Origin of the sequence: Agarivorans sp. Alg241-V36, from assembly GCF_900537085.1 — a bacterium.
GTDB lineage: Bacteria > Pseudomonadota > Gammaproteobacteria > Enterobacterales > Celerinatantimonadaceae > Agarivorans.
Genome location: NZ_UNRE01000009.1, coordinates 138,533 through 158,854, shown reverse-complemented (window position 1 = coordinate 158,854; position 20,322 = coordinate 138,533). Strand labels below are relative to the sequence as shown.

Genomic DNA, 20,322 nt, shown 5'->3' with positions numbered 1-20,322 from the left:
TAGCTAGTCGCTCTAGGTGGCTTTGATGATTTGGCCGAGTTAATTGGCCAAGCACTGTAGTTGTTACAAACAGGGTTGTGGTTAGCTAGTCGCTCTACTTGGCCTTCGAAGCTTGGCGGGGCGGTTTGCCACAGTCTCTATTTAGCTGTGGCAATGTAGCCCAGCTGTTGTGCCTGGCTTGTTTGTTGGCATAACACGTCTAGCTGGCCTAGGCTGGTTGTTTAAGCTCAGCAAAGTCTCTTAATCGCTCTAGCAATTGAGATAGGTAATGCGGGTGGGCTAAGCGAAGTAGGTCATTCCAGTTGCGATAGGTTAGGGTCTCTTTTAGCAGCAGCACCACCTTGGTGAGCGGAGCCGAACGCAGCAACTCTGGGCGGTACAAGTAATCGCCTCCCTCTTGCACAAACCAAGAGCTCGCTTCAAAGTGCTCAAAAAGCTGTTGGCGCTCTGCGGTTTCTCTTAGCACGGAGAGTTGGTTTAGCTGATCTAGTGAGCCAATGCTCAAGCTTATGCTGGCTAGTTCATCAATGTGTTGCTGTTGTGGCAAGCTGCGTAGAGAGAACAAATGTTCCATTAATGCTTGCGATGCATTAGACGGGGCTTGATTGGACGGGTAGGGTACTACGTTGTCGATACTCATCGGCTATCTCCTAATTTTCAACCTCCTTGTTGATTAATATTGCAGCGTTAAAAGTCTATGATAAGCTTTTCAAGGCCCCTCGCAAGCAAGTTTCGGTTATTGCTGATATGTAAAAAATGAATTAGTTACTAAGTGCCTAAAAAGCTTTGCAAGAAAAATGTAAATAAGACTAAGGTCGAGGTGAAGATGCCTTAAAGTTCGTCTAGGCTGATTGTTTAACATCTCAAAAAATAATTAAAAAGCCAATTGCAGGGAGCACACAATGTTAGCCAATCAAGCTAAAGACATGGAATTGTCATTACTACCCAGTAGAAGGCGTCGCAATAGAAGAAATTCCCTGCCTAAGTCGGAATTGGATGTAAACGTTTCCACAAAGCTGCGCGACAATCAACAACTTGCTAAAGAGTCATTAGCAACAGTCTCGGAAAGCTGTATTGTGCAGTGTTTGGACTGAATGCTAGAGCTGAAAACTCTACAGAGTTAATGCTTGGCAAATCCACTGCGTTTTGTTGTAGTGTGGCAACGTTTAATTTGAGAACTAATTATGAAAGTTGCTAAAGATACCGTGGTTCGGTTTGAGTATACCTTACATGAAACTGACGGTGAGTTATTAGAAAGCACCAAGGGAGATGCGGTGGCTTATCTTCACGGGCATAAATCGATGATCCCTGCCATTGAAGAAGGCTTAGAAGGTAAAGAGGCCGGCGCTGAAGTCGCCTTGAGTTTAACCCCCGAAAATGGCTACGGCGAGCGTAATGAAGACGCAGTAGAGCGCGTTTCTGTTAAGCACTTACAGGGCGCTAAAAGCTGGAAAGCAGGCATGCCAGCTGTGGTGCAAACCGAGCAAGGGCCACGTCAGGTTACGGTAGTTAAAGTGGGCAAGTTTATGGCCACTATCGATACTAATCACCCTTATGCAGGCAAACACTTAGACTTTGCGATTAAGCTAGTGGAAGTGCGTGCCGCCAGTGAAGAAGAGCTCTCTCATGGCCATGCCCACGGTGCTGGTGGCCATCAACACTAACAATTCACTCGCGTAGCATAGGCTACGCGAGTTATCGTTTAGGCTGGTTGAGCGTGGCTTTGCTCTTGAGTAATCAGCTGCTGATTAACTGCGCACAATACTGCTTTAAGGCTGGCGGTTAATATGTCTTTATCAATGGCGACACCTAAGTAGCGTTTGCCAGCAATTTTGGCCTCTATGTAACACACCGCTTCTGCTTCCGCACCTTTACTTAAGGCATGTTCGTTATAATCAAGGACTTCTATTTGCTGATCAAACTCTGCCTCTAAGCCCACCACAAATGCGGCTAATGCGCCGTTACCACTGGCTTGAATGTCACAAGATTGTTGTTGGCGCTCAATAAGCACTTGAATTTGCTCTTGCTGTTGGTAGTTAACTTGGTAGTTAGCTAATTGATAACCTTGAGGCTGATCCAAATAGTGGCTTTGGAATAGTGACCAAATTTTTCCGGGGCTAATCTCTTCGCCGCTTTGCTCTGCATCTGCTTGGACTATTGCGCTAAATTCAATCAAGGCCCAACGAGGTAATTGGATGCCGTAGTCCTTATCAAGGATATAGGCGATGCCGCCCTTACCTGATTGGCTGTTAATGCGGATCACTTCTTGATAATCGCGGCCTAAATCAGCCGGGTCTATCGGTAAGTAGGCTACATCCCAGTGCTGATCGGCTTGTTGAATATCTAAACATTTCTTAATCGCGTCTTGATGGCTGCCCGAGAAAGCGGTAAACACAAGTTCGCCCACATAAGGATGACGCGGGTGAACCGGCAATTGGGTGCAAAACTTCACTACTTGTACAATTTCGTCAATGTCGGCTAAATCCAATTTTGGATCGACACCTTGGCTGTACAGGTTCATTGCCATGGTAACAATGTCCATGTTGCCGGTGCGTTCACCATTGCCTAGCAAGGTGCCTTCTACACGGTCGGCTCCAGCCAATTGGCCTAGCTCAGCAGCGGCTATGCCACAACCTCGGTCATTGTGGGTATGTTGACTAATAGTAATGTCTTGGCGATGAGCAATATGCTGAATAAACCACTCTATTTGGTCGGCATATACATTTGGTGTCGACATCTCCACCGTGGCGGGCAAGTTAAGGATGATTTTCTGCTGTGCTTTAGGGCGCCACTCGGCAACAACTGCATTACAAATATCTACTGCAAAGTCTAATTCTGTGCCGGTAAAGCTCTCGGGAGAGTATTGGAATTGCCAATTAGTTTGCGGGTAACGGTCCGCGTGCTTTTGCAATTCTTTAGCGCCTTGCACGGCAATGTCTATAATGCCGGCTTTATCTAGTTTAAATACCTTATCGCGCTGCACCTTAGAGGTGGAATTGTATAAATGCACAATGGCATTTTTAGCGCCTTTTAAAGCCTCAAAAGTACGAGAGATCAAGGCTGGTCGCGCTTGAGTTAATACTTGAATCGACACATCATCAGGAATTTGATTAGTTTCAATTAACCAACGCACAAAGTCATAGTCAGTGGTGGAAGCTGCTGGAAAGCCTACTTCAATCTCTTTAAAACCAAGTTTGATCAATAGTGCAAACAAACGTTGCTTTTGTTCTACCGACATCGGCTCGATTAGCGCTTGGTTACCATCGCGCAAATCTACGCTACACCAATGGGGTGCTTGATCAATGCTGTTATTTGGCCACTGGCGATCTGCTAAGACAACGGGCTTAAACGAAGAGTATTTATTGTGATTAAACTGAGACATTGCGACATCCTTGATAAGAGTTAAAGAGTAAGAAAGGCCTATTTGCAGCCAGCGCTTGGCGAGTTAATGCGCTGACTGTGGCTTAGTCGCAGCGGAAAAGTCATAGTGTTTATCTCAGCTAGTGAATATAGATAAAGTGTAAGTAGTATCGGGGGGAGAGTGTTTGCGAATATTGCTTTGTTTGTTTATTGGTAAGCAATTATTGCTTATAAAATTCAATCTATAAGCAATAATTATCTAGATAGGGATGTTTACGTAGCGTCGTAAGCCTTAATGTACGGATTTATTATAAACCCGTACTGCTTCATCGGCATGGTTGAACAGGTAGCATTCAGACAGTTCACAGCTCAGCGTAATGTCGGTATAGCGAGCAACTTGATGGTCGCCATTCACATGTACTTTAATTCCATCAATATCACCGAGTTGGCCAAATAGGTAAGTTGCATTACCGAGGCGCTCGCTCACTTCGTTTTTAAAGCCAAGTTTGAGTTCACCTGTATCGTCTAAGCGCAGATGCTCAGGGCGAATACCGAGTTTAAGCTCTTCTCCTACAGCAACACTATTATCACGAACTGTAATGTTAATATGCTGTCCATCGGCCAATTGAATATCGGCTTGATCGCCTTGTAAGGCATGGACTTTACAAGGCATGAAGTTCATTTTAGGTGAGCCGATAAAGCCAGCGACAAATAGGTTCTCTGGGTAGTTGTAAAGCTCAAGCGGTGAGCCAACTTGCTCAATGTTACCAGCGCGTAGAACAACAATTTTATCGGCTAAGGTCATGGCTTCCACCTGATCATGGGTCACATATACCATGGTGGTTTGCAGTTCTTTATGTAGCTTGGCAATTTGTAAACGCATTTCCACCCGCAATTCAGCATCAAGGTTAGAAAGAGGTTCGTCAAAAAGAAATACCCGAGGATCTCGAACGATCGCACGACCAATTGCAACTCGCTGACGTTGTCCACCAGAGAGCTCTTTAGGGGTTCTTTGTAACAAGTTTTCCATCTGCAGGGTTTTTGCTGCAAGGTTCACGCGTTTGTCGATTTCGGCTTTCTCTACGCCGTTCATCTTCATGCCAAAACCCATGTTTTCGGCCACGGTCATGTGCGGGTAAAGAGCATAAGATTGGAATACCATTGCCACCCCGCGCTCAGCGGGGTCAACATTGTTAACTACTTGATTATCAATGCTTAACTGGCCGTCTGAAATATCTTCTAGACCCGCGATCATGCGTAGTAGGGTAGACTTACCGCAGCCCGAAGGCCCAACAAATACTACAAACTCTCCGTGTTTAATATCTAAGTCAACGCCGTGAATTGTTTCAATTTTGGCGTAGCGTTTCACTAAGCCGGTAAGTTTTATATCTGCCATTTTCTATCCCTATCTTTGGTCGTTGGTAAATCTTAGCAACGGAACAAGTATGATGTTGATCATAAATCTTACTTTACCTTAACATTCTCCTTGTGAAAACGTTTACTTGTCACAAATTTTGATCTAAGTTTGATTATAACAATAGTTAATTGATCGCTCGTGAGGGTGGTTAAAATTGCTGAAATGCGATGTGTATCAAGGGCAAACCGCTATATATAGCTATATTGTTTGATACCTGCAGGCAAAAAAGGAACATGGAATGGCGTCGAGTTCTTCAAATAAATCTCCAGAAAATGCCGTTAATTCGGCTTCTGAGTTAACTGCGGGTAAACGATTACGCGCTAGTGATGTCGCACCTTGGATGTTTTTAGGTCCGGCATTAATCATTTTTTCCATTTATGTGCTATTTCCTGTGCTGCAAAGTATCTGGCTAAGCTTTTTTGAATGGGATGGCCTAGGTGAAAAGACCTTTATCGGTTTTGGTAACTATGTTGAATTGTTCGATAGCGATCAGTTTTGGACTGCCTTAACCAACAACATTATGTGGATGGTGTTGTTTATGTTGGCGCCGCCTATGGGTTTAGCCATTGCCTTATTCCTTAACCAGCAGGTTTACGGGATCCGCTTAGTTAAAGCCTTGTTCTTTTTTCCTTTTGTTATTTCACAAGTTGTAGTGGGCTTGGTGTTCTCTTGGTTCTACGACCCTAGTTTTGGCGTTTTGAACAGTGTGATTACTTTCTTTGGTGGAGATCCGGTTTCTATATTGGCCGATGAAGACTTAGTCACCTACGGCATTATCGCCGCGGGGCTTTGGCCGCAAATCGCTTACTGCATGATCTTGTATCTCACAGGCCTTAATAATCTTAATCATGAGCAGTTAGAAGCCGCACGTTTAGACAATGCCAAAGGCTGGAAGATGCTGTGGTACATCGTGTTGCCACAACTAAGGCCTGCCACTTTTATTGCCATTGTTGTAACAGTAATTGGAGCGCTGCGTTCTTTCGATTTAGTCGCCACCATGACAGCGGGCGGCCCGTGGGGCAGCTCAACGGTACTTGCCTACATGATGTATGAAGAATCAATTTTCAACTATCGCATGGGCTACGGAGCCGCGGTAGCTGTAGTGCTATTTTTAATTATGGATATCTATATCGCTTACTTCTTGTGGCGGATGATAAGGAGTGAGAAATAATGTACCCACGTCCTATAGAAAAGGCGTCCGCCTTCACGAACATTAGCTACCGTGTAGCACTGCCTATTTCGATCGTATTGTGGCTATTGCCACTGTTGGCAGTAATGGCCACGTCGGTGCGTTCACTCAATGATATCAACCAAGGTAATTACTGGGGCTGGCCCAGCGAGTGGATGCTAATCGAAAACTACACTCAGGTATTTACATCTACGCCGATGTTCCAGTACTTGTTGAACAGCTTGTTAATTACCTTGCCTGCAGTGGCAGGTTGTGTGGCCCTATCTACCATGGCTGGTTTTGCGCTAGCTAAGTACAACTTTAAAGCCAACATCTGGATTTTTGCTACCTTCATTGCGGGTAACTTTGTGCCTTTTCAAATCTTGATGATTCCGGTGCGAGACTTAACCATTCAGTTTGGTTTATACGACACCCATTGGGCGCTGATTCTATTTCATGTAGCCTTTCAAACCGGCTTTTGTACCCTGTTTATGCGTAACTTTATTGTTGGCCTACCTACCGAACTTATTGAGTCTGCAAGGGTAGAGGGAGTAAGCGAATTTAAGATCTTTTGGCACATTGTGTTGCCATTAGTAAAACCAGCTACAGCGGCATTAGCGGTGTTGGTATTTACTTTTATTTGGAACGATTTTTTCTGGGCCTTAGTACTGGTACAAAGCGATGAAGTGCGACCAGTTACTGCCGGGCTCAGTGCGTTGCAAGGACAGTGGTTGGCATCGTGGCAGTTGATATCAGCCGGTGCAGTAGTAGCGGCCTTACCTCCGGTCATACTATTTTTTACCATGCAACGTCATTTTATTGCTGGGTTGACCCTCGGGGCAACTAAAGGCTAAACACACCCTCAAGCAATAATGAGGGAAGCGATAAATCCTGCTCAAGGACAACAAAAACTAAGGAATGTAAATGATGAGTAAACTTAAACAATGTGGTCAAGCCTTAGCGCTAGCTACTTTAATTAGTGGCTACGTTAACGCTGGCGAACTGATTATTAACTCTGACGCTTCTGACCCTGCACCTAAAGCCGCATTTGCAGAAATCATTGCTGAATTTGAAAAAGAGTACCCAGACATTAAAGTGAAGTACAACTTGTACGATCACGAAGCCTACAAAACCACCATTCGTAACTGGCTAGTAACGTCGCCGCCTGATGTAGTGCATTGGTATGCAGGTAACCGCATGAAGGCCTTTGTTGACAAAGGTTTGTTTGAAGATGTTAGCGATCTTTGGCAACAAAACGATATGGCGGCTGACTTTGCAACGGCAGCGCCAGCAATGACCATTGACGGTAAGCAATGGGGTGTTCCTTACACCTATTACCAATGGGGCATTTACTACCGCAAAGACATTTTCGAAAAGTATGGCATCGAAGAACCCTACCTATGGGAAGAGTTGGTTGAGGCTTCTAAAATCCTAAAAGAAAATGGAGTAGCGCCTATTGCTATTGGTACTAAGTACCTATGGACTGCAGCAGGTTGGTTCGACTACATGAACTTGCGTGTGAATGGCTTAGATTTTCACATGGAGTTAATGGACGGCAAGGTGCCTTACACCGACCCGCGCGTAGTTAAAACCATGGAAAAATGGAAAGAGATGATCGAGCCGGGTTACTTCCTAGAGAACCACGCGTCATACTCATGGCAAGAAGCACAACCATTTTTGTACAACGGCGACGCAGCTATGTACCTAATTGGTAACTTCATTACTCCTAACTTCCCAGATGAAGTTAAGGACAAAATGGGCTTCTTCCAGTTCCCAATTATCGATCCAACTGTGGGTGTAGCAGAAGATGCGCCAATGGATACCTTGCATATTCCAGCCAAAGCTAAAAACAAAGAAGATGCTAGAAAATACCTAGCGTTTATGGCTCGTCCTGAGAATCAAACTCGAATCAACAAAGCCTTGTTACAAATTCCACCTAACAAGAAAGCGAAAGCAGAAGACAATGAGTTCTTAAATAAAGGTGTGGCAATGTTAGGTTCAGCTGCTGGTACCGCGCAGTTCTATGACCGCGATACTGATCCAGCAATGGCTAAAGCAGGCATGAAGGGTTTCCAAGAGTTTATGGTGCACCCAGATCGCCTAGACAAGATTTTGAAAGGCTTAGAGAAAACGCGTCAGCGTACTTTTAAATAAACTCGCAACAACTTCCTTAACGACATATCCATAATAAAAAGCCCTGCTTAGCAGGGCTTTTCTTTTTAGAAGTTAAAGGCAGCACCAATATAAAGGCCTTTAGTAAAATCTAAATCGGGTTCGTTGGTGTAACGGAACTGAATCGCGCGGTAGCCTAGGTAAACATCTGCTTGAGGCATGATGGAGTAGGCAATTTTTGCATCTAAATCGTAGTAACGATTGAGCTCGCTGCTGGTTAGTACCGAAGGCGCATAATAAGCACTGCCAGATACTTTAAGGTTTTGAGCAATGGCAATAGTGTAATCACCACCAATAGCGAAAGCATGAGGATTTGCGCGATGGTTTGCCCAAAGTTTGGTAAATTTAGCGCCAATGGCAAACTTATGAATGTCTTGCTGGTGGGTCGCTTTAATACCGAAGTCTGCTAAATCACCCTCTGGACGAGAGTACATGTAGTTGGCTGACATCTCGGCGCCAGGTGCAATTTCTGTTGCAAAGCCGGTTTCAAAAACGTCGTTATTAAGGTCAAACTTAATTGAACTCGCCAAGGCTGCGGTACTACTTACAGCGAATAGACTCGCCACTAACAAAGAACGCTTAAACATAATTCTCCTACAATAAGCTCTAATCAGACTAAAACGCCGCGATCATACCATTTATCTAAGTTATTATCTGATTACATTGTACTTATTGAATGTAAAAACTGATTTATACGATATTTTAGGTGAATTGATTAAACTGCTCTCCTTAACTGTAAGCTTTGTTCAACATGCTAGTTCACCTATCTGTAGTAAAACTCAGTGATGAAGCTATTTGTGACCTATAGTTAGGCTGCTGCAAGACAACTTGTATTGTTAACTAAATGTTTGAAAAGGAGAGCAAACATGCCGTTGTTTAATCGTTTAATTGCCGAAGGGATCGGTACGTTTTGGTTGGTATTAGGTGGGTGTGGTAGTGCGGTTTTAGCCGCAGCGTTTCCAGAGGTGGGAATTGGCTTAGTGGGCGTGTCTATCGCCTTTGGCTTAACAGTACTCACTATGGCTTATTCCATTGGCCATATTTCTGGTTGCCATTTAAACCCCGCGGTGACTATTGGTTTAACCGTTGCAGGGCGCTTTTCTAAAGTGGATGTTTTCCCTTATATATGTGCCCAATTGCTTGGCGGATTTGTGGGAGCGATTATTTTGTACTTAATCGCCAGTGGCAATGGTGATTATGATTTAGCCAGTCACGGTTTAGCCAGCAATGGCTACGACATGCACTCACCCGGTGGCTATACACTAATCGCTGCTTTGGTTTGTGAAATAGTGATGACCTTTATGTTCATCTTCATTATTTTGGGCGCAACCGATGAACGAGCCCCAGCGGGTTTCGCCCCCATTGCTATTGGCTTAGGTTTAACCCTTATTCACCTTATCTCTATTCCAGTGACTAATACCTCGGTTAACCCCGCACGAAGTACAGCACCGGCTCTTATAGAGGGCGGCATTGCCTTAGGCCAGCTTTGGCTATTTTGGGTGGCACCGCTAATAGGCGCAGTATGTGCAGCCCTTATGTATAAGCAGGTATCGGCTAAAAACTAACTTTTCAGCTTCAATCAAGCCTCGCTTAAAGCCTTTCTTTTTAGAAAGGCTTTTTAGTCTCTATTTACCCACTAATTGCAGTTATGAGACGGGCTAAGGCTCTGTTATCATTCTGTTAATGAAACCAAAAATCAATATAGGTTTCAGCGACACAACATAATAAAAATTAATGGACAACTACCTACACATAAGGACCTATCATGAGAAAAGGATTGCTCTGCTTCGCTGCATTGTTGGCGAGCTGCTTTTCAATTAATGCCGTTGCCGAGGGCAAGGTTTATAAGCTTAAACTGGCAGAGTCTTGGCCAACCAAATTCCCCTTGCTAGATACCGGAGTACAGCGTTTTGCCAAGATGGCCGAACAGATGTCAGATGGCCGCTTACAAATTCGAGTAGATTCTGCCAATAAACATAAAGCGCCTTTAGGCATATTTGATCTAGTAAAAAGCGGCCAATATGACATGGGCCACTCTGCTTCTTACTACTATAAAGGCAAGGTACCTAACACCATGTTCTTTACTACTATGCCTTTTGGCATGACAGCCATGGAGCAACACGCATGGTATAGCTATGGTGGTGGTAAAGAGCTAATGGCCAAGGTTTATCAGCCGCACAATCTGCTTACTTTTCCAGGCGGTAATACTGGTGTGCAAATGGGTGGCTGGTTTCGTAACGAAATAAACAGCGTTGATGACCTACAAAATCTTAAAATGCGGATCCCTGGTTTTGCCGGAGAAGTATTAGCCAAGTTGGGCGCTACGCCAGTAAACATTCCACCGGCTGAGCTATATACCGCACTTGAGCGCAATACCATTGATGCCTTGGAGTGGGTGGGGCCATCACTGGATTTACGTATGGGCTTTCACAAAATCGCGCCTTATTACTACACTGGTTGGCATGAGCCAGGATCAGAGAACATGTTTCTTGTGAACAAAAAGAAGTTTGAATCTTTGCCCGCTGATTTACAGGCGATACTCGAAACCGCTATGCGCGCAACGGCCTTTGATATTTACGTGGAAGCTACTGCAATGAGCACCAACAACTGGGCAACTATGTTGCAAGAGTATCCAGATATTAAAGTGCGTACTTTTCCTAAAGAAGTATTAGTGGCATTGAAAAAAGCCAATGATGAGTTGTTAGCGGAACACGCTGCTCGTGATCCACTAGCGAAAGAGATTATTGAGTCGCAACAAAGCTTCACTGAAAAAGCGCGTGCCTATACGCTGATTTCTGATTTAGGTTACCTAGAAAGCACCAAAGATTTGTAAGTCTAGGTTAATAAAAAAGCGGCATAAGCCGCTTTTTTATTCTTGGCTAAATGCCTTTGCATTGTTTAGTCGGTTACTTTAACCACGATATTGCCGGTGGCACCGGCTTGCATTACCGCCTCATGGGCTAAAGTGGTGTCGGCTAAGTTAAAGCTCTGGCTGATGACTGGGCGAATAAAGCCTGCTGTTGCGCCAGCGTAAATAGCAGCATGTATTTGAGTTAGTTGTTGGCTATCAGCATTAGCTAAAGCCATGCCCATTACGCAGGCATCTCGAGCCATTAAGTCGCGAGGGTTAATTTCAACACTGCCACGACTGCCTATTACCACTACTCGCCCACCTTTATTCAGTAAGGGTAAGTCATCCCCCAAGTTCTGATTGGCTAGCATTTCAAGAATCACGTCTACCTTGCCGGCCTGTTGCAGCGTTTGGTAATGCTCGGCTTGGTGGTGATTGGCAACCACATCGGCACCTTGTTGCTTCAATAAGGCCAAGCCAGCCTCGCTGCCTGCGGTGGCGAATACTCTGCAGCCTGCGGCCTTAGCCAGTTGAATAGCGGCTAAACCTACGCCGCCACTTGCGCCATGTATTAATACAGTTTCTGCCGATTGGCAATGAGCACGAATAAACAAGGCGCGCCAAGCAGTGGCATAGGGCGTACCTAAGCAAGCGCCTTGTTCATAGCTTAAACAGTCGGGAAGGGGATGAACTTGCTGTGGGCTGGCTAAACATAACTCGGCACTGGCGCCACTTAAGGAGCCTGCACAATAGACGCGCTGGCCAAGTTTAAAACCACTTACCTTTGCGCCCAATTGCACAATAGTGCCGGCAGCATCTTTGCCTGGAGTATGGGGAAAGGTGGCTGTGTAGTTATTGGTTCCCGCCACTATATAGGTATCAACCGGATTTACGCCAGCCGCCTCAACCTTTATCAGGATTTGATCTTGATTCGCTTTTAAGTCGTCAGTCTGCTCAAGGCTAAGTGTATCGCCATGATGTTGGGCTTGGATGGCTTGCATTGTTGCTCCTTATTTATAGAAGAAGATCTTTTTTCTAGGGTTTGTTGAGCTATCGCGGCTAAAACGATTTTAGACGAACCCTTTGGGCGGCGTTGGTGGCTCATTTCACTGCGTTATCGCTTTCTCATGCAGGCTAGCTACAGATCAAAACTTCAGCCTTGTATAAATAAGCCACAAACGGCTGCAAAAATCAGCTCGAAAGATCAACTGACCCTACATAGTGCAAATAATTGCAGCTATAAGTGAACGAGGTAAGGTCTTAAATGCTTTTTTGTGGGCTGTAACAGCAATTATTTTTTGTCGGCCAAAAAGAAAACTGTAATGAAAATGTTTTCAAAGTGCCATTTTGGTAATTAAATTACCAAAAGTTAAATTTAGTAATATTAAAATCAAATTTCATAATACTAAGTGTGCGTTGTGTCGCATAAAATTAAAACCGTAAGAGAAAGTTAGTAACAAAAAGCCTTTGGCAGCGGTTATTTTCTTTCAAGATTAACTTAAACAAATAGGTGGAAAAATTATGGAATTATTCGGTTTATATTACGCACTTCGCGCTAAAAACGTAAACAACGAACAAACTGTAGCTGAACGTAGCCGCTAGTTTAAAAACTAACAATAGGAACAAGATTATGTACGATTTATTTGGATTAGTAGCCCTTAACTACTTTGGTTACAACAAAACTGAAGAACAAAAACTTCAAGAACGTAGCCGTTAAACTAAACACTAATAGAGAGAGAATTATTATGATGGATTTTATGGGTTGGGTTGCACTAAGTTACCTACAAAACAAAAAAACTGAAGAACAACGCATTGCTGAACTAAGCCGTTAATCTCAGAAAGCAGTTAAATAAGTAAAGATTCACAGTAACAATGATGTAATCGCCGATCAGGCGAACCGGCTCTCCTCAATATCACCGAGGAAGCAAATATCTCAAGTACACACTCCAACTACACTACACCGATAATCGCAACTCAGTGAAGAGTTACGCGTTTAACGCTGTCTGCTGTTCTGGTTATTACACTCTTGCTAGCGCTACCGTCTCTTGATACACATGACAGCCAGTGATGTGATCGTTCACCATACCTACCGCTTGCATAAATGCATAACAAATAGTGGGGCCAACAAAACTAAAACCAGCTTTCTTTAAGGCTTTCGACATGGCTTGTGACTCTGGGCTTTCAGTTGGGATCTCTTGCAAACTCGCGTAGCTGTTTACAATGGTTTTACCGCCTACAAACTGCCAGATGTAATCCTTAAAAGCTTGGCCGTTAGCCTCAATGGCCAAATAGGCTTTGGCATTTTTCACGATGGAGTTGATCTTAAGTTTATTGCGAACGATCCCTGTGTTTTCCATTAAGCGCTGACAATCTTGCTCTGTAAACAAGGCAATTTTTTCTGGTTGGAACTGAGCATAAGCTTGATAGTAGCTTTGCTGCTTTCGCAATATGGTTATCCACGATAGGCCGGCCTGTTGACCATCTAAGCAAAGCTTGGCAAATAGCTCGACGGAGTCGTAAACAGGACGACCCCACACCTTGTCGTGATAATCTTGATACAAGGGATCGCTTCCGCACCAAGGGCAACGTTGCAAAGTGGACATTAACCATCCTCATCTTCAGGTTGTGGCATCCGTTCTTCCGGAATCAACTCGATTAATTCCTGTTGGGCAGGAGCTTCGGTATTTTGCGCTTGAGTCTCGTCTTGAGCTTGGCTGTTTGGTTGCGTCTCATTACTTGTTGCTGGAGCTTGTTCAAGTGATTTACCGCTAGTTTCTTCGGTTGATGGAGTCTGTTGTTCAACTTGGTTTGGCTGGGCAAGGTCTGCATCAGATGTTGCTTGCTCGCTGTTGGTTTCTTCTTCTTTGGTTTCGCTTAAGCCCAATTGCTCAACAGTTTGCGCAGCCACTTGTTTTTTGATTTGCTCACCTTGCTGTTCAAGATCTTCAATGCTGCGACGCTCTCCCAAGTTGTATATGGCAAAGCCAGCACTGACCACTTGGTTTTGTGCTCGACCTAAGACCACCGCGTTGAATGGCGCCAAAACTTGTTCTTCATCATCAGTGATTGGATTAGAAATAGTCCCCAATAGCTGGCCTTTATTTACCCGGGTGCCTAAGTCGACTTTATTCAGCAGGATGCCGCCATCGCGTGCGCGTAACCACTGAGAAGCATAAAAGACCGGCTGTGGCGAAGACCAAAAAAACGAACGTGGCAGCATGTTTACCGAGCTAAGGTAACTTTGTACGGCTTTAACTCCGGTCTCTACCTGTTTCTCATCCACGGTATAGGGGCCGCCTACTTCCATAACTACGGCAGGTATACCTGCTGCAGTTGCAGCCCCGCGCAGGCTGCCAGAAGGCGCAATGCTTTGTAACACCGAAATAGCGCCAAACTGCTTGGCTACATCGGCGACCTCTGGAATGGTGAGGTCTGCGCGAAGTTGGGTGAGGTTCTCACGAAACATTGAACCAGAGTGTAAATCCACCAAACTATCGCAGTGGAGAATAATGCTGTTAAACAAGCTATAGGCAACCCGTGAGGCGGTTGAGCTGTTTGGGCTACCAGGGAATGCGCGGTTTAGGTCGCGGCGGTCAGACATGTAGCGATCTTGACGCCAAAGTCCGTCGATGTTGACTACTGGAACCGAGATCACCGTACCTTTAAGGTTTTCAGGACTGAGCCCTTTAACCACTCGTCGGGCTATCTCAACGCCATTTAACTCGTCACCATGAATGGCCGCGGTAATGCAGACTCTTGGACCGGGCTCGCTGCCGTGTATAGCGATGACAGGGGTGGCGACTTCAAATCCACCGGGCAAATGGCCTGAGTACCAGTCTAGAGTGGCGCTACTGTTTGGGCTAAGTTCGGTATTGAGTAAAGACAGTGGCCCCCATACTTCTTCCTGCGGCGGTTCCTCGGTGGCTTGGCTGGCATTGGCTTGGTCAGTATTACCGGCGACGATGGGAATGATGGGCTTGGGTTGATCTGGCAGCGCCGGTTCTGCTTGCGGCTGGCTAGCGCTGGCAGCTTCTTCTGCTTCAACTGAATCAGCTTCTGCATTGGGCTCGGTGACATTGGAGCTCACTTCAGCTGGCTGCTCGCTACTCTCTGTTGTGGTTCCTTCTATGTCAGAACGCTTTGGGCTTGGGGCTTCTTCGTATTGGTCTGCTTGTTCTGTTGCAGAGACACTGAAGCAGAACCATAACAAAACCAAAATTAAACTGCGTGACATAGTGTCTCCAAAGATTAAACAAGCGGCATTTTTATAAAGCCGCGAGTGTAGCAATTAAAAGTGTAAACCAGCTCAGCCTAGCTGTGCCTGTATTAATACATTACGTGGACTCGTTTTAAAGGGAAAAAGTTCCACTAATCCAACTTGATAGCCTTGTTGTTGAAGAAATAAACACCTATCTAACAATAGCCAACGTTCCATGATGGGGCGAAATAGCTGCTGGACTAATTCTAAACGCCTTACTAGCAAGTGGCGCTGTTGGCCTTTTTCTAGATAGCGCTGCTCATCAAGCTCGGTTGGCGAAGTTATTTTATGTTGTTGGCAGGCCCACTCAACAAAGTCTTTAAACTTAGCGTCTTTACTAAACCATTGCTTAGCGATGGAAGGAAGTGCTTGGTAATGGCTGTGTTGGGTGAGTTCCTCACGCAAACATTGGTAGCTAAGTCGCCAGTGAAGTTCGCGTTGGCGTAAGGTTTGTACTCGCTGACCAGAGGTAACCGATTGCGCAACCGCCAAGCGTAAATCTGTTTTGCTCAAACGCAGCTTGGTTTGCTGGGCAATGTCAGACAGGGGGGCGTAGTGCGTGTCATTAATAAGGTGATAACAGCAAGGGCAAATGCTTAGCTTTTGTGGCTTGTGTTGGGCCGCTAGGCGCAGCAGCTGCAGGTGTAGTTCTCCACAAGCGTGCAGGGCAACAGCATGTTGTTGGCTTTGTAAGTAGCGCTGGGCTTGAGGCTCTAATACATCACAATGATGAAACTGCTGAGGTAAGTTAAGCTGTTTGGCTTGTTGCTCGCCACTGTCACACAAGGTTGCTTGCCATTCTAAACTGGTAACTGGCAATTGGTGGTGAAAGCTAATTAAGCGGCCCAAGTGTCCTTTACCGGCGCACCATTCTAGCACCGCTAAGTTTTCCCCTTGCAGCTGTTCACTAAAGGCTTGGATTTGCTCGGCCTTGCGACCTTTTATGCCGTTGGTTAGCCAAAATGGTGTTTTCATTTTAGCGGCATGATTAGGCGCTAGCTGCCACTCGGCCAAGCAAGTACTTAGCTCTGGAAAGTGCTCTGAAAAATGTAAGACTGCTTCTTCTGGTTGTTGCTCCAAGGCCTCAATCTCTTGAGGGATCAAGGCTTGAAGGTTCGCTAGCAGCGGCTTGTTGTCCCAAGGTAAAGCGTGTTGCTGAAAAGGGCTAAATTGCCAGTATTGCTGGTAGCCTTGGAGTAACTGGTCGTGCTGGAGAAAAATGGCTTCGAGTGATTGGTTAAACATAGTAAAAGATTAAGACAGCCCTTGATAGCGACCACTTTTATGGTTGAGTGCAATAACAATGTTTAAGGCAAAAGCGCCAACAATTGACCACAGTAACACACTCAGAGGCACTAAGAAGTAGGAAGCCGTTACTATCACTACGTCTAATGCCATTTGTACGTGGCCAGCGCGAATATTAAAGCGCTTTTGTAAATACAGCGCCAGAATGTTTACTCCACCTAGGCTGCCCTTGTGGCGAATTAATATCAGCATACCGGTACCAATTAAAAAGCCACCACTTAGCGCAGCGTAGATGCGATTAAGCTCTGCTAGCTCAATGACTAAGTGCATATAGTCGGTAAATACCGATACCAGCACTACGCAAGCCATGGTTCTAAAGGTAAAGGCTGCGCCCATTTTGGCAAAACCTAGAATAAAAAAGGGCAGGTTAATTAATAAGAAGAGTTGGCCAAATGACAACCCAAAAAACTGCGCGGCCAGCAGCGCTAAACCGGCTGTGCCACCAGTGAGCAATTGGGTTTCTTTAAAAAAGAATACACCCAAAGCTACCATCGTGGTGCCAATCAATAATGCTAAGAAATCTTCTAGCCAATTATGTTGTTCCATTAGACCGCTGAGCTTAAGAAGTGATTTTGAATAGTGAATAATAGCACTTATGGTCTAGCTTTGAGATAACTCGCTGCACTAATCGTTAAAAACAAAAAAAGCCACTACGAAGTGAACTTCCAGTGGCTTTTTATATCGCTCAGCTTGTGCTTGGCTTAACTTACTTAGCTGTTCTCGCGAGCAATTGCGCGGTAGCCAATATCGTTACGGTGGAACATGCCTTCCCACGATACTTTTTTCACTAGCTCGTAAGCATTTGCTTGTGCTTCGGTAACACTGTTGCCTAGTGCTGTTGCACACAAGACGCGGCCACCGTTAGTTACAATGTTGCCATCTTTATCGCTAGTGCCTGCATGGAATACTTTAGCACTGCTAGTTTCTTCGCTTAGGCTAGGCAAAGTGATGACATCGCCTTTCGGGTACGAACCTGGGTAACCGGCTGCTGCTAGTACCACACCCATGGCGGCGCGAGAATCAAACTCGGCAGTTTTAGTATCCAGTTTACGGTCAACCGCAGCTAAACACAGTTCAACAATGTCTGATTGCATGCGCATCATAATTGGCTGAGTTTCTGGGTCACCAAAACGGCAGTTGTATTCAATGATTTTTGGCGAACCGTCGGCCATAATCATCAAACCCGCGTATAAGAAGCCGGTGTATTCATTGTCTTCTGCGGTCATGCCTTTAACCGTTGGCATGATCACTTCGTCCATAATGCGCTGGTGGATTTCAGGCGTTACTACTGGAGCAGGTGAGTAAGCACCCATGCCGCCAGTGTTTAAGCCGCTGTCGCCATCGCCAACACGTTTGTGATCTTGGCTAGTGGCCATCGCCAATACATTGCTGCCATCTACCATAACGATGAAGCTGGCTTCTTCGCCGTCTAAGAACTCTTCAATCACTACGCGAGAGCCGGCTTCACCAAAGGCGTTGTCGGCAAGCATGTCTTCAATGGCGGCAATAGCTTCGGCTTCGGTCATCGCTACAATTACGCCTTTACCTGCCGCTAAGCCATCGGCTTTAACCACAATAGGTGCGCCTTGTTCTTTTACGTAAGCAATGGCCGGAGCAACCTCAGTAAAGGTTTGGTAGTAACCGGTTGGAATATCGTGACGGGCTAAAAAGTCTTTAGTGAAAGACTTAGAGCCTTCTAGCTGAGCAGCTTTCTCGGTAGGGCCAAAGATTTTAAGGCCAGCTGCTCTAAATGCGTCAACTACACCAATAACTAATGGCGCTTCTGGGCCAACAATAGTTAACTCAACCTGGTTTTGCTGAGCAAAGCTAAGTAGCGCTGGAATGTCTTCCACACCAATCGCTACATTCTCTAACTTTGGCTCTAGTGCAGAACCGGCGTTACCTGGGGCAACAAATACTTTTTCAACTAAAGGAGATTGCGCAGCCTTCCATGCTAGAGCATGTTCGCGGCCACCGCCGCCAATCACAAGTACGTTCATGTTTGTCTATCCAATACTGAGTAAACGGGGCTTGGCGCACCAAGCCAAAATACAAAACAGCCAGCGCGAGGCTGGCTGTGGTTTTTTAGTGGTAGAAGTGGCGCATGCCAGTGAACACCATGGCCATGCCATGTTCGTCGGCTGCGGCAATCACTTCGTCATCGCGCATTGAGCCGCCTGGCTGAATCACACAGGTGATACCGGCTTCTGCTGCTGCGTCGATGCCGTCGCGGAATGGGAAGAAGGCATCAGATGCCATAACGCTGCCCGCAACTTCTAGTTTCTCATCGGCCGCTTTAATACCGGCAATTTTAGCACTGTAAACGCGGCTCATTTGGCCTGCGCCTACACCAATGGTCATGTTGCCTTTAGCGTAAACAATGGCGTTAGACTTAACGTACTTGGCCACTTTCCAGCAGAATAGCGCGTCACGTAGCTCTTCTTCACTTGGCTGGCGCTTGCTTACTACGCTTAGTTCGTCTTGACTTACCATGCCTTGGTCGCGGTCTTGAACCAATAAACCACCGTTTACACGCTTAAGCTGCAAACCGGTAGTTTTAGTTGACCATTCGCCACACTCTAATAAACGTACGTTTTTCTTAGCAGCAACAATTTGCGCCGCAGCTTCAGAAATCTTAGGTGCAATGATTACTTCAACAAACTGACGAGACACAATGGCTTCAGCAGTATCGGCGTCTAACTCGCGGTTAAACGCGATAATGCCGCCAAAGGCAGAAGTTGGGTCAGTTTTATAAGCGCGCTCGTACGCTTCTTGAATATTGCCGCCTAGTGCTACACCACATGGGTTAGCGTGTTTTACAATTACACAGCAAGGCTCGTCGAACTCTTTCACACACTCTAGTGCAGCATCGGTATCAGCGATGTTGTTAAACGACAAGGCTTTACCTTGAAGTTGAGTGGCAGTAGATACCGAAGCTTCTTCAATATCGTTTTCAACATAAAAAGCGGCAGCTTGGTGGCTGTTTTCGCCGTAGCGCATATCTTGCTTTTTAATAAACTGGCTGTTGAAGGTGCGTGGGAACTTGCTGTCTTCGTCGCCTTCTTTGTTGTCGCCGTAGCTTGGTACCATGGTGCCAAAGTAGTTAGCGATCATGCCGTCGTAAGCCGCAGTGTGCTCAAAGGCTGCAATGGCTAAATCAAAGCGCGTTGCATGCGTTAGTGACTTATCGTTAGCTGCCATTTCGGCTAGTACGCGGTCGTAATCTGAGGCATTAACTACAATGCTTACGTCTTTGTGGTTTTTGGCCGCGCTGCGCACCATAGTAGGGCCGCCGATGTCGATGTTTTCTACAGCATCTTCAAGGCTACAATCTGGGTTGGCTACAGTTGCTGCGAAAGGATAAAGGTTAACAACAACCATATCGATGGCATTAATGCCGTGGTTGTTCATTACTTCATCATCGGTACCGCGTCGACCTAAAATGCCACCGTGTACTTTTGGATGTAAGGTTTTAACACGTCCATCCATCATTTCTGGGAAGCCAGTGTAGTTAGAAACTTCAATAACTTCGATGCCGTTATCGGCCAGTAATTTTGCGGTGCCACCAGTAGATAAGATCTCTACACCTTGCTGGGCTAAAGATCGTGAGAATTCGATAATGCCTGTTTTATCTGAAACACTAATCAGTGCACGTCGAATCGGTCGAGCGTTTTCCATTGGGGTTTTATCCTCATTAGCAGTTACATGCGCTAGCGGTACAAGTTGCCCGAAAAATAAACAACTTAGGTTTGAGGCGCGCATTTTACAGCAAAAGTGTGAAGAATGCGCCG

18 protein-coding genes are annotated in these 20,322 nt (G+C 45.5%); 7 read left to right on the top strand and 11 right to left on the bottom strand.

What is annotated here, in order from left to right:
* Positions 1-208: 208 nt before the first annotated feature.
* A complete protein-coding gene (locus G6R11_RS19035; RefSeq protein WP_163134642.1) occupies positions 209-640 on the bottom strand; it encodes a hypothetical protein in 432 nt (143 codons plus the stop codon).
* 262 nt (positions 641-902) lie between these two features.
* On the opposite strand from G6R11_RS19035, the gene G6R11_RS19030 reads away from it, so the two are divergent.
* Positions 903-1,094 carry a hypothetical protein gene (locus G6R11_RS19030; protein WP_163134641.1) on the top strand — a complete coding sequence of 64 codons (192 nt, stop codon included), beginning with the start codon at positions 903-905 and terminating at the stop codon, positions 1,092-1,094.
* 90 nt (positions 1,095-1,184) lie between these two features.
* The gene (locus tag G6R11_RS19025) at positions 1,185-1,664 is read left to right on the top strand and encodes a peptidylprolyl isomerase (protein ID WP_163134640.1); all 480 of its coding nucleotides are present in this window, start codon (positions 1,185-1,187) and stop codon (positions 1,662-1,664) included.
* Positions 1,665-1,702: 38 nt separating this feature from the next.
* On the opposite strand, the gene leuA is transcribed toward G6R11_RS19025, so the two are convergent.
* Positions 1,703-3,382, bottom strand: a complete 1,680-nt coding sequence (gene leuA / locus G6R11_RS19020) for a 2-isopropylmalate synthase (protein ID WP_163134639.1) — start codon at positions 3,380-3,382, stop codon at positions 1,703-1,705.
* Between the two features lie 270 nt (positions 3,383-3,652).
* Positions 3,653-4,756 carry an ABC transporter ATP-binding protein gene (locus tag G6R11_RS19015; protein WP_163134638.1) on the bottom strand — a complete coding sequence of 368 codons (1,104 nt, stop codon included), beginning with the start codon at positions 4,754-4,756 and terminating at the stop codon, positions 3,653-3,655.
* Between the two features lie 259 nt (positions 4,757-5,015).
* Between G6R11_RS19015 and G6R11_RS19010 the strand changes: the two genes are divergently transcribed.
* The 3 genes from G6R11_RS19010 (at position 5,016) to G6R11_RS19000 (ending at position 8,099) form a co-directional block, all read left to right on the top strand.
* Complete coding sequence (locus G6R11_RS19010) at positions 5,016-5,948, top strand: carbohydrate ABC transporter permease (RefSeq protein WP_163134637.1); 933 nt, start codon at positions 5,016-5,018, stop codon at positions 5,946-5,948.
* Positions 5,948-6,799 (top strand): carbohydrate ABC transporter permease, encoded by an 852-nt coding sequence (locus G6R11_RS19005; protein ID WP_163134636.1) that lies wholly within the window; start codon positions 5,948-5,950, stop codon positions 6,797-6,799. The genes G6R11_RS19010 and G6R11_RS19005 overlap by 1 nt, the downstream gene beginning before the upstream one ends.
* Positions 6,800-6,869: 70 nt before the next feature.
* The gene (locus G6R11_RS19000; protein ID WP_163134635.1) at positions 6,870-8,099 is read left to right on the top strand and encodes an ABC transporter substrate-binding protein; all 1,230 of its coding nucleotides are present in this window, start codon (positions 6,870-6,872) and stop codon (positions 8,097-8,099) included.
* 65 nt (positions 8,100-8,164) lie between these two features.
* Here the strand turns inward: G6R11_RS19000 and G6R11_RS18995 are convergent, their stop codons facing one another.
* Positions 8,165-8,704: a YfaZ family outer membrane protein gene (locus G6R11_RS18995; protein ID WP_163134634.1), complete on the bottom strand. Its 540-nt coding sequence runs from the start codon at positions 8,702-8,704 to the stop codon at positions 8,165-8,167.
* Positions 8,705-8,983: 279 nt separating this feature from the next.
* Between G6R11_RS18995 and aqpZ the strand changes: the two genes are divergently transcribed.
* Both aqpZ and G6R11_RS18985 read left to right on the top strand, forming a co-directional pair.
* The gene (gene aqpZ / locus G6R11_RS18990; RefSeq protein ID WP_163134633.1) at positions 8,984-9,682 is read left to right on the top strand and encodes an aquaporin Z; all 699 of its coding nucleotides are present in this window, start codon (positions 8,984-8,986) and stop codon (positions 9,680-9,682) included.
* A 200-nt stretch (positions 9,683-9,882) separates the two neighbouring features.
* Positions 9,883-10,950: a TRAP transporter substrate-binding protein gene (locus G6R11_RS18985; RefSeq protein WP_163134632.1), complete on the top strand. Its 1,068-nt coding sequence runs from the start codon at positions 9,883-9,885 to the stop codon at positions 10,948-10,950.
* Positions 10,951-11,015: 65 nt separating this feature from the next.
* On the opposite strand, the gene G6R11_RS18980 is transcribed toward G6R11_RS18985, so the two are convergent.
* The 7 genes from G6R11_RS18980 to purH all read right to left on the bottom strand — a co-directional run bounded on the left by G6R11_RS18980 (position 11,016) and on the right by purH (position 20,209).
* Positions 11,016-11,969, bottom strand: coding sequence for an NADPH:quinone reductase (locus tag G6R11_RS18980; protein WP_163134631.1), 954 nt, complete (start codon positions 11,967-11,969; stop codon positions 11,016-11,018).
* A 1,017-nt stretch (positions 11,970-12,986) separates the two neighbouring features.
* Entirely contained in the window at positions 12,987-13,571 is a 585-nt protein-coding gene (locus tag G6R11_RS18975; RefSeq protein ID WP_163134630.1) for a DNA-3-methyladenine glycosylase I, read from the bottom strand.
* Positions 13,571-15,202: a succinylglutamate desuccinylase/aspartoacylase family protein gene (locus tag G6R11_RS18970; protein ID WP_163134629.1), complete on the bottom strand. Its 1,632-nt coding sequence runs from the start codon at positions 15,200-15,202 to the stop codon at positions 13,571-13,573. Before G6R11_RS18970 ends, G6R11_RS18975 begins: the two co-directional genes overlap by 1 nt.
* A gap of 72 nt (positions 15,203-15,274) precedes the next feature.
* Positions 15,275-16,471, bottom strand: coding sequence for a methyltransferase (locus G6R11_RS18965; RefSeq protein WP_163134628.1), 1,197 nt, complete (start codon positions 16,469-16,471; stop codon positions 15,275-15,277).
* 9 nt (positions 16,472-16,480) lie between these two features.
* Complete coding sequence (locus G6R11_RS18960; protein ID WP_163134627.1) at positions 16,481-17,077, bottom strand: YitT family protein; 597 nt, start codon at positions 17,075-17,077, stop codon at positions 16,481-16,483.
* Between the two features lie 164 nt (positions 17,078-17,241).
* Positions 17,242-18,531 carry a phosphoribosylamine--glycine ligase gene (gene purD / locus G6R11_RS18955; protein WP_163134626.1) on the bottom strand — a complete coding sequence of 430 codons (1,290 nt, stop codon included), beginning with the start codon at positions 18,529-18,531 and terminating at the stop codon, positions 17,242-17,244.
* Between the two features lie 85 nt (positions 18,532-18,616).
* A complete protein-coding gene (gene purH / locus G6R11_RS18950; protein WP_163134625.1) occupies positions 18,617-20,209 on the bottom strand; it encodes a bifunctional phosphoribosylaminoimidazolecarboxamide formyltransferase/IMP cyclohydrolase in 1,593 nt (530 codons plus the stop codon).
* Positions 20,210-20,322 lie beyond the last annotated feature (113 nt).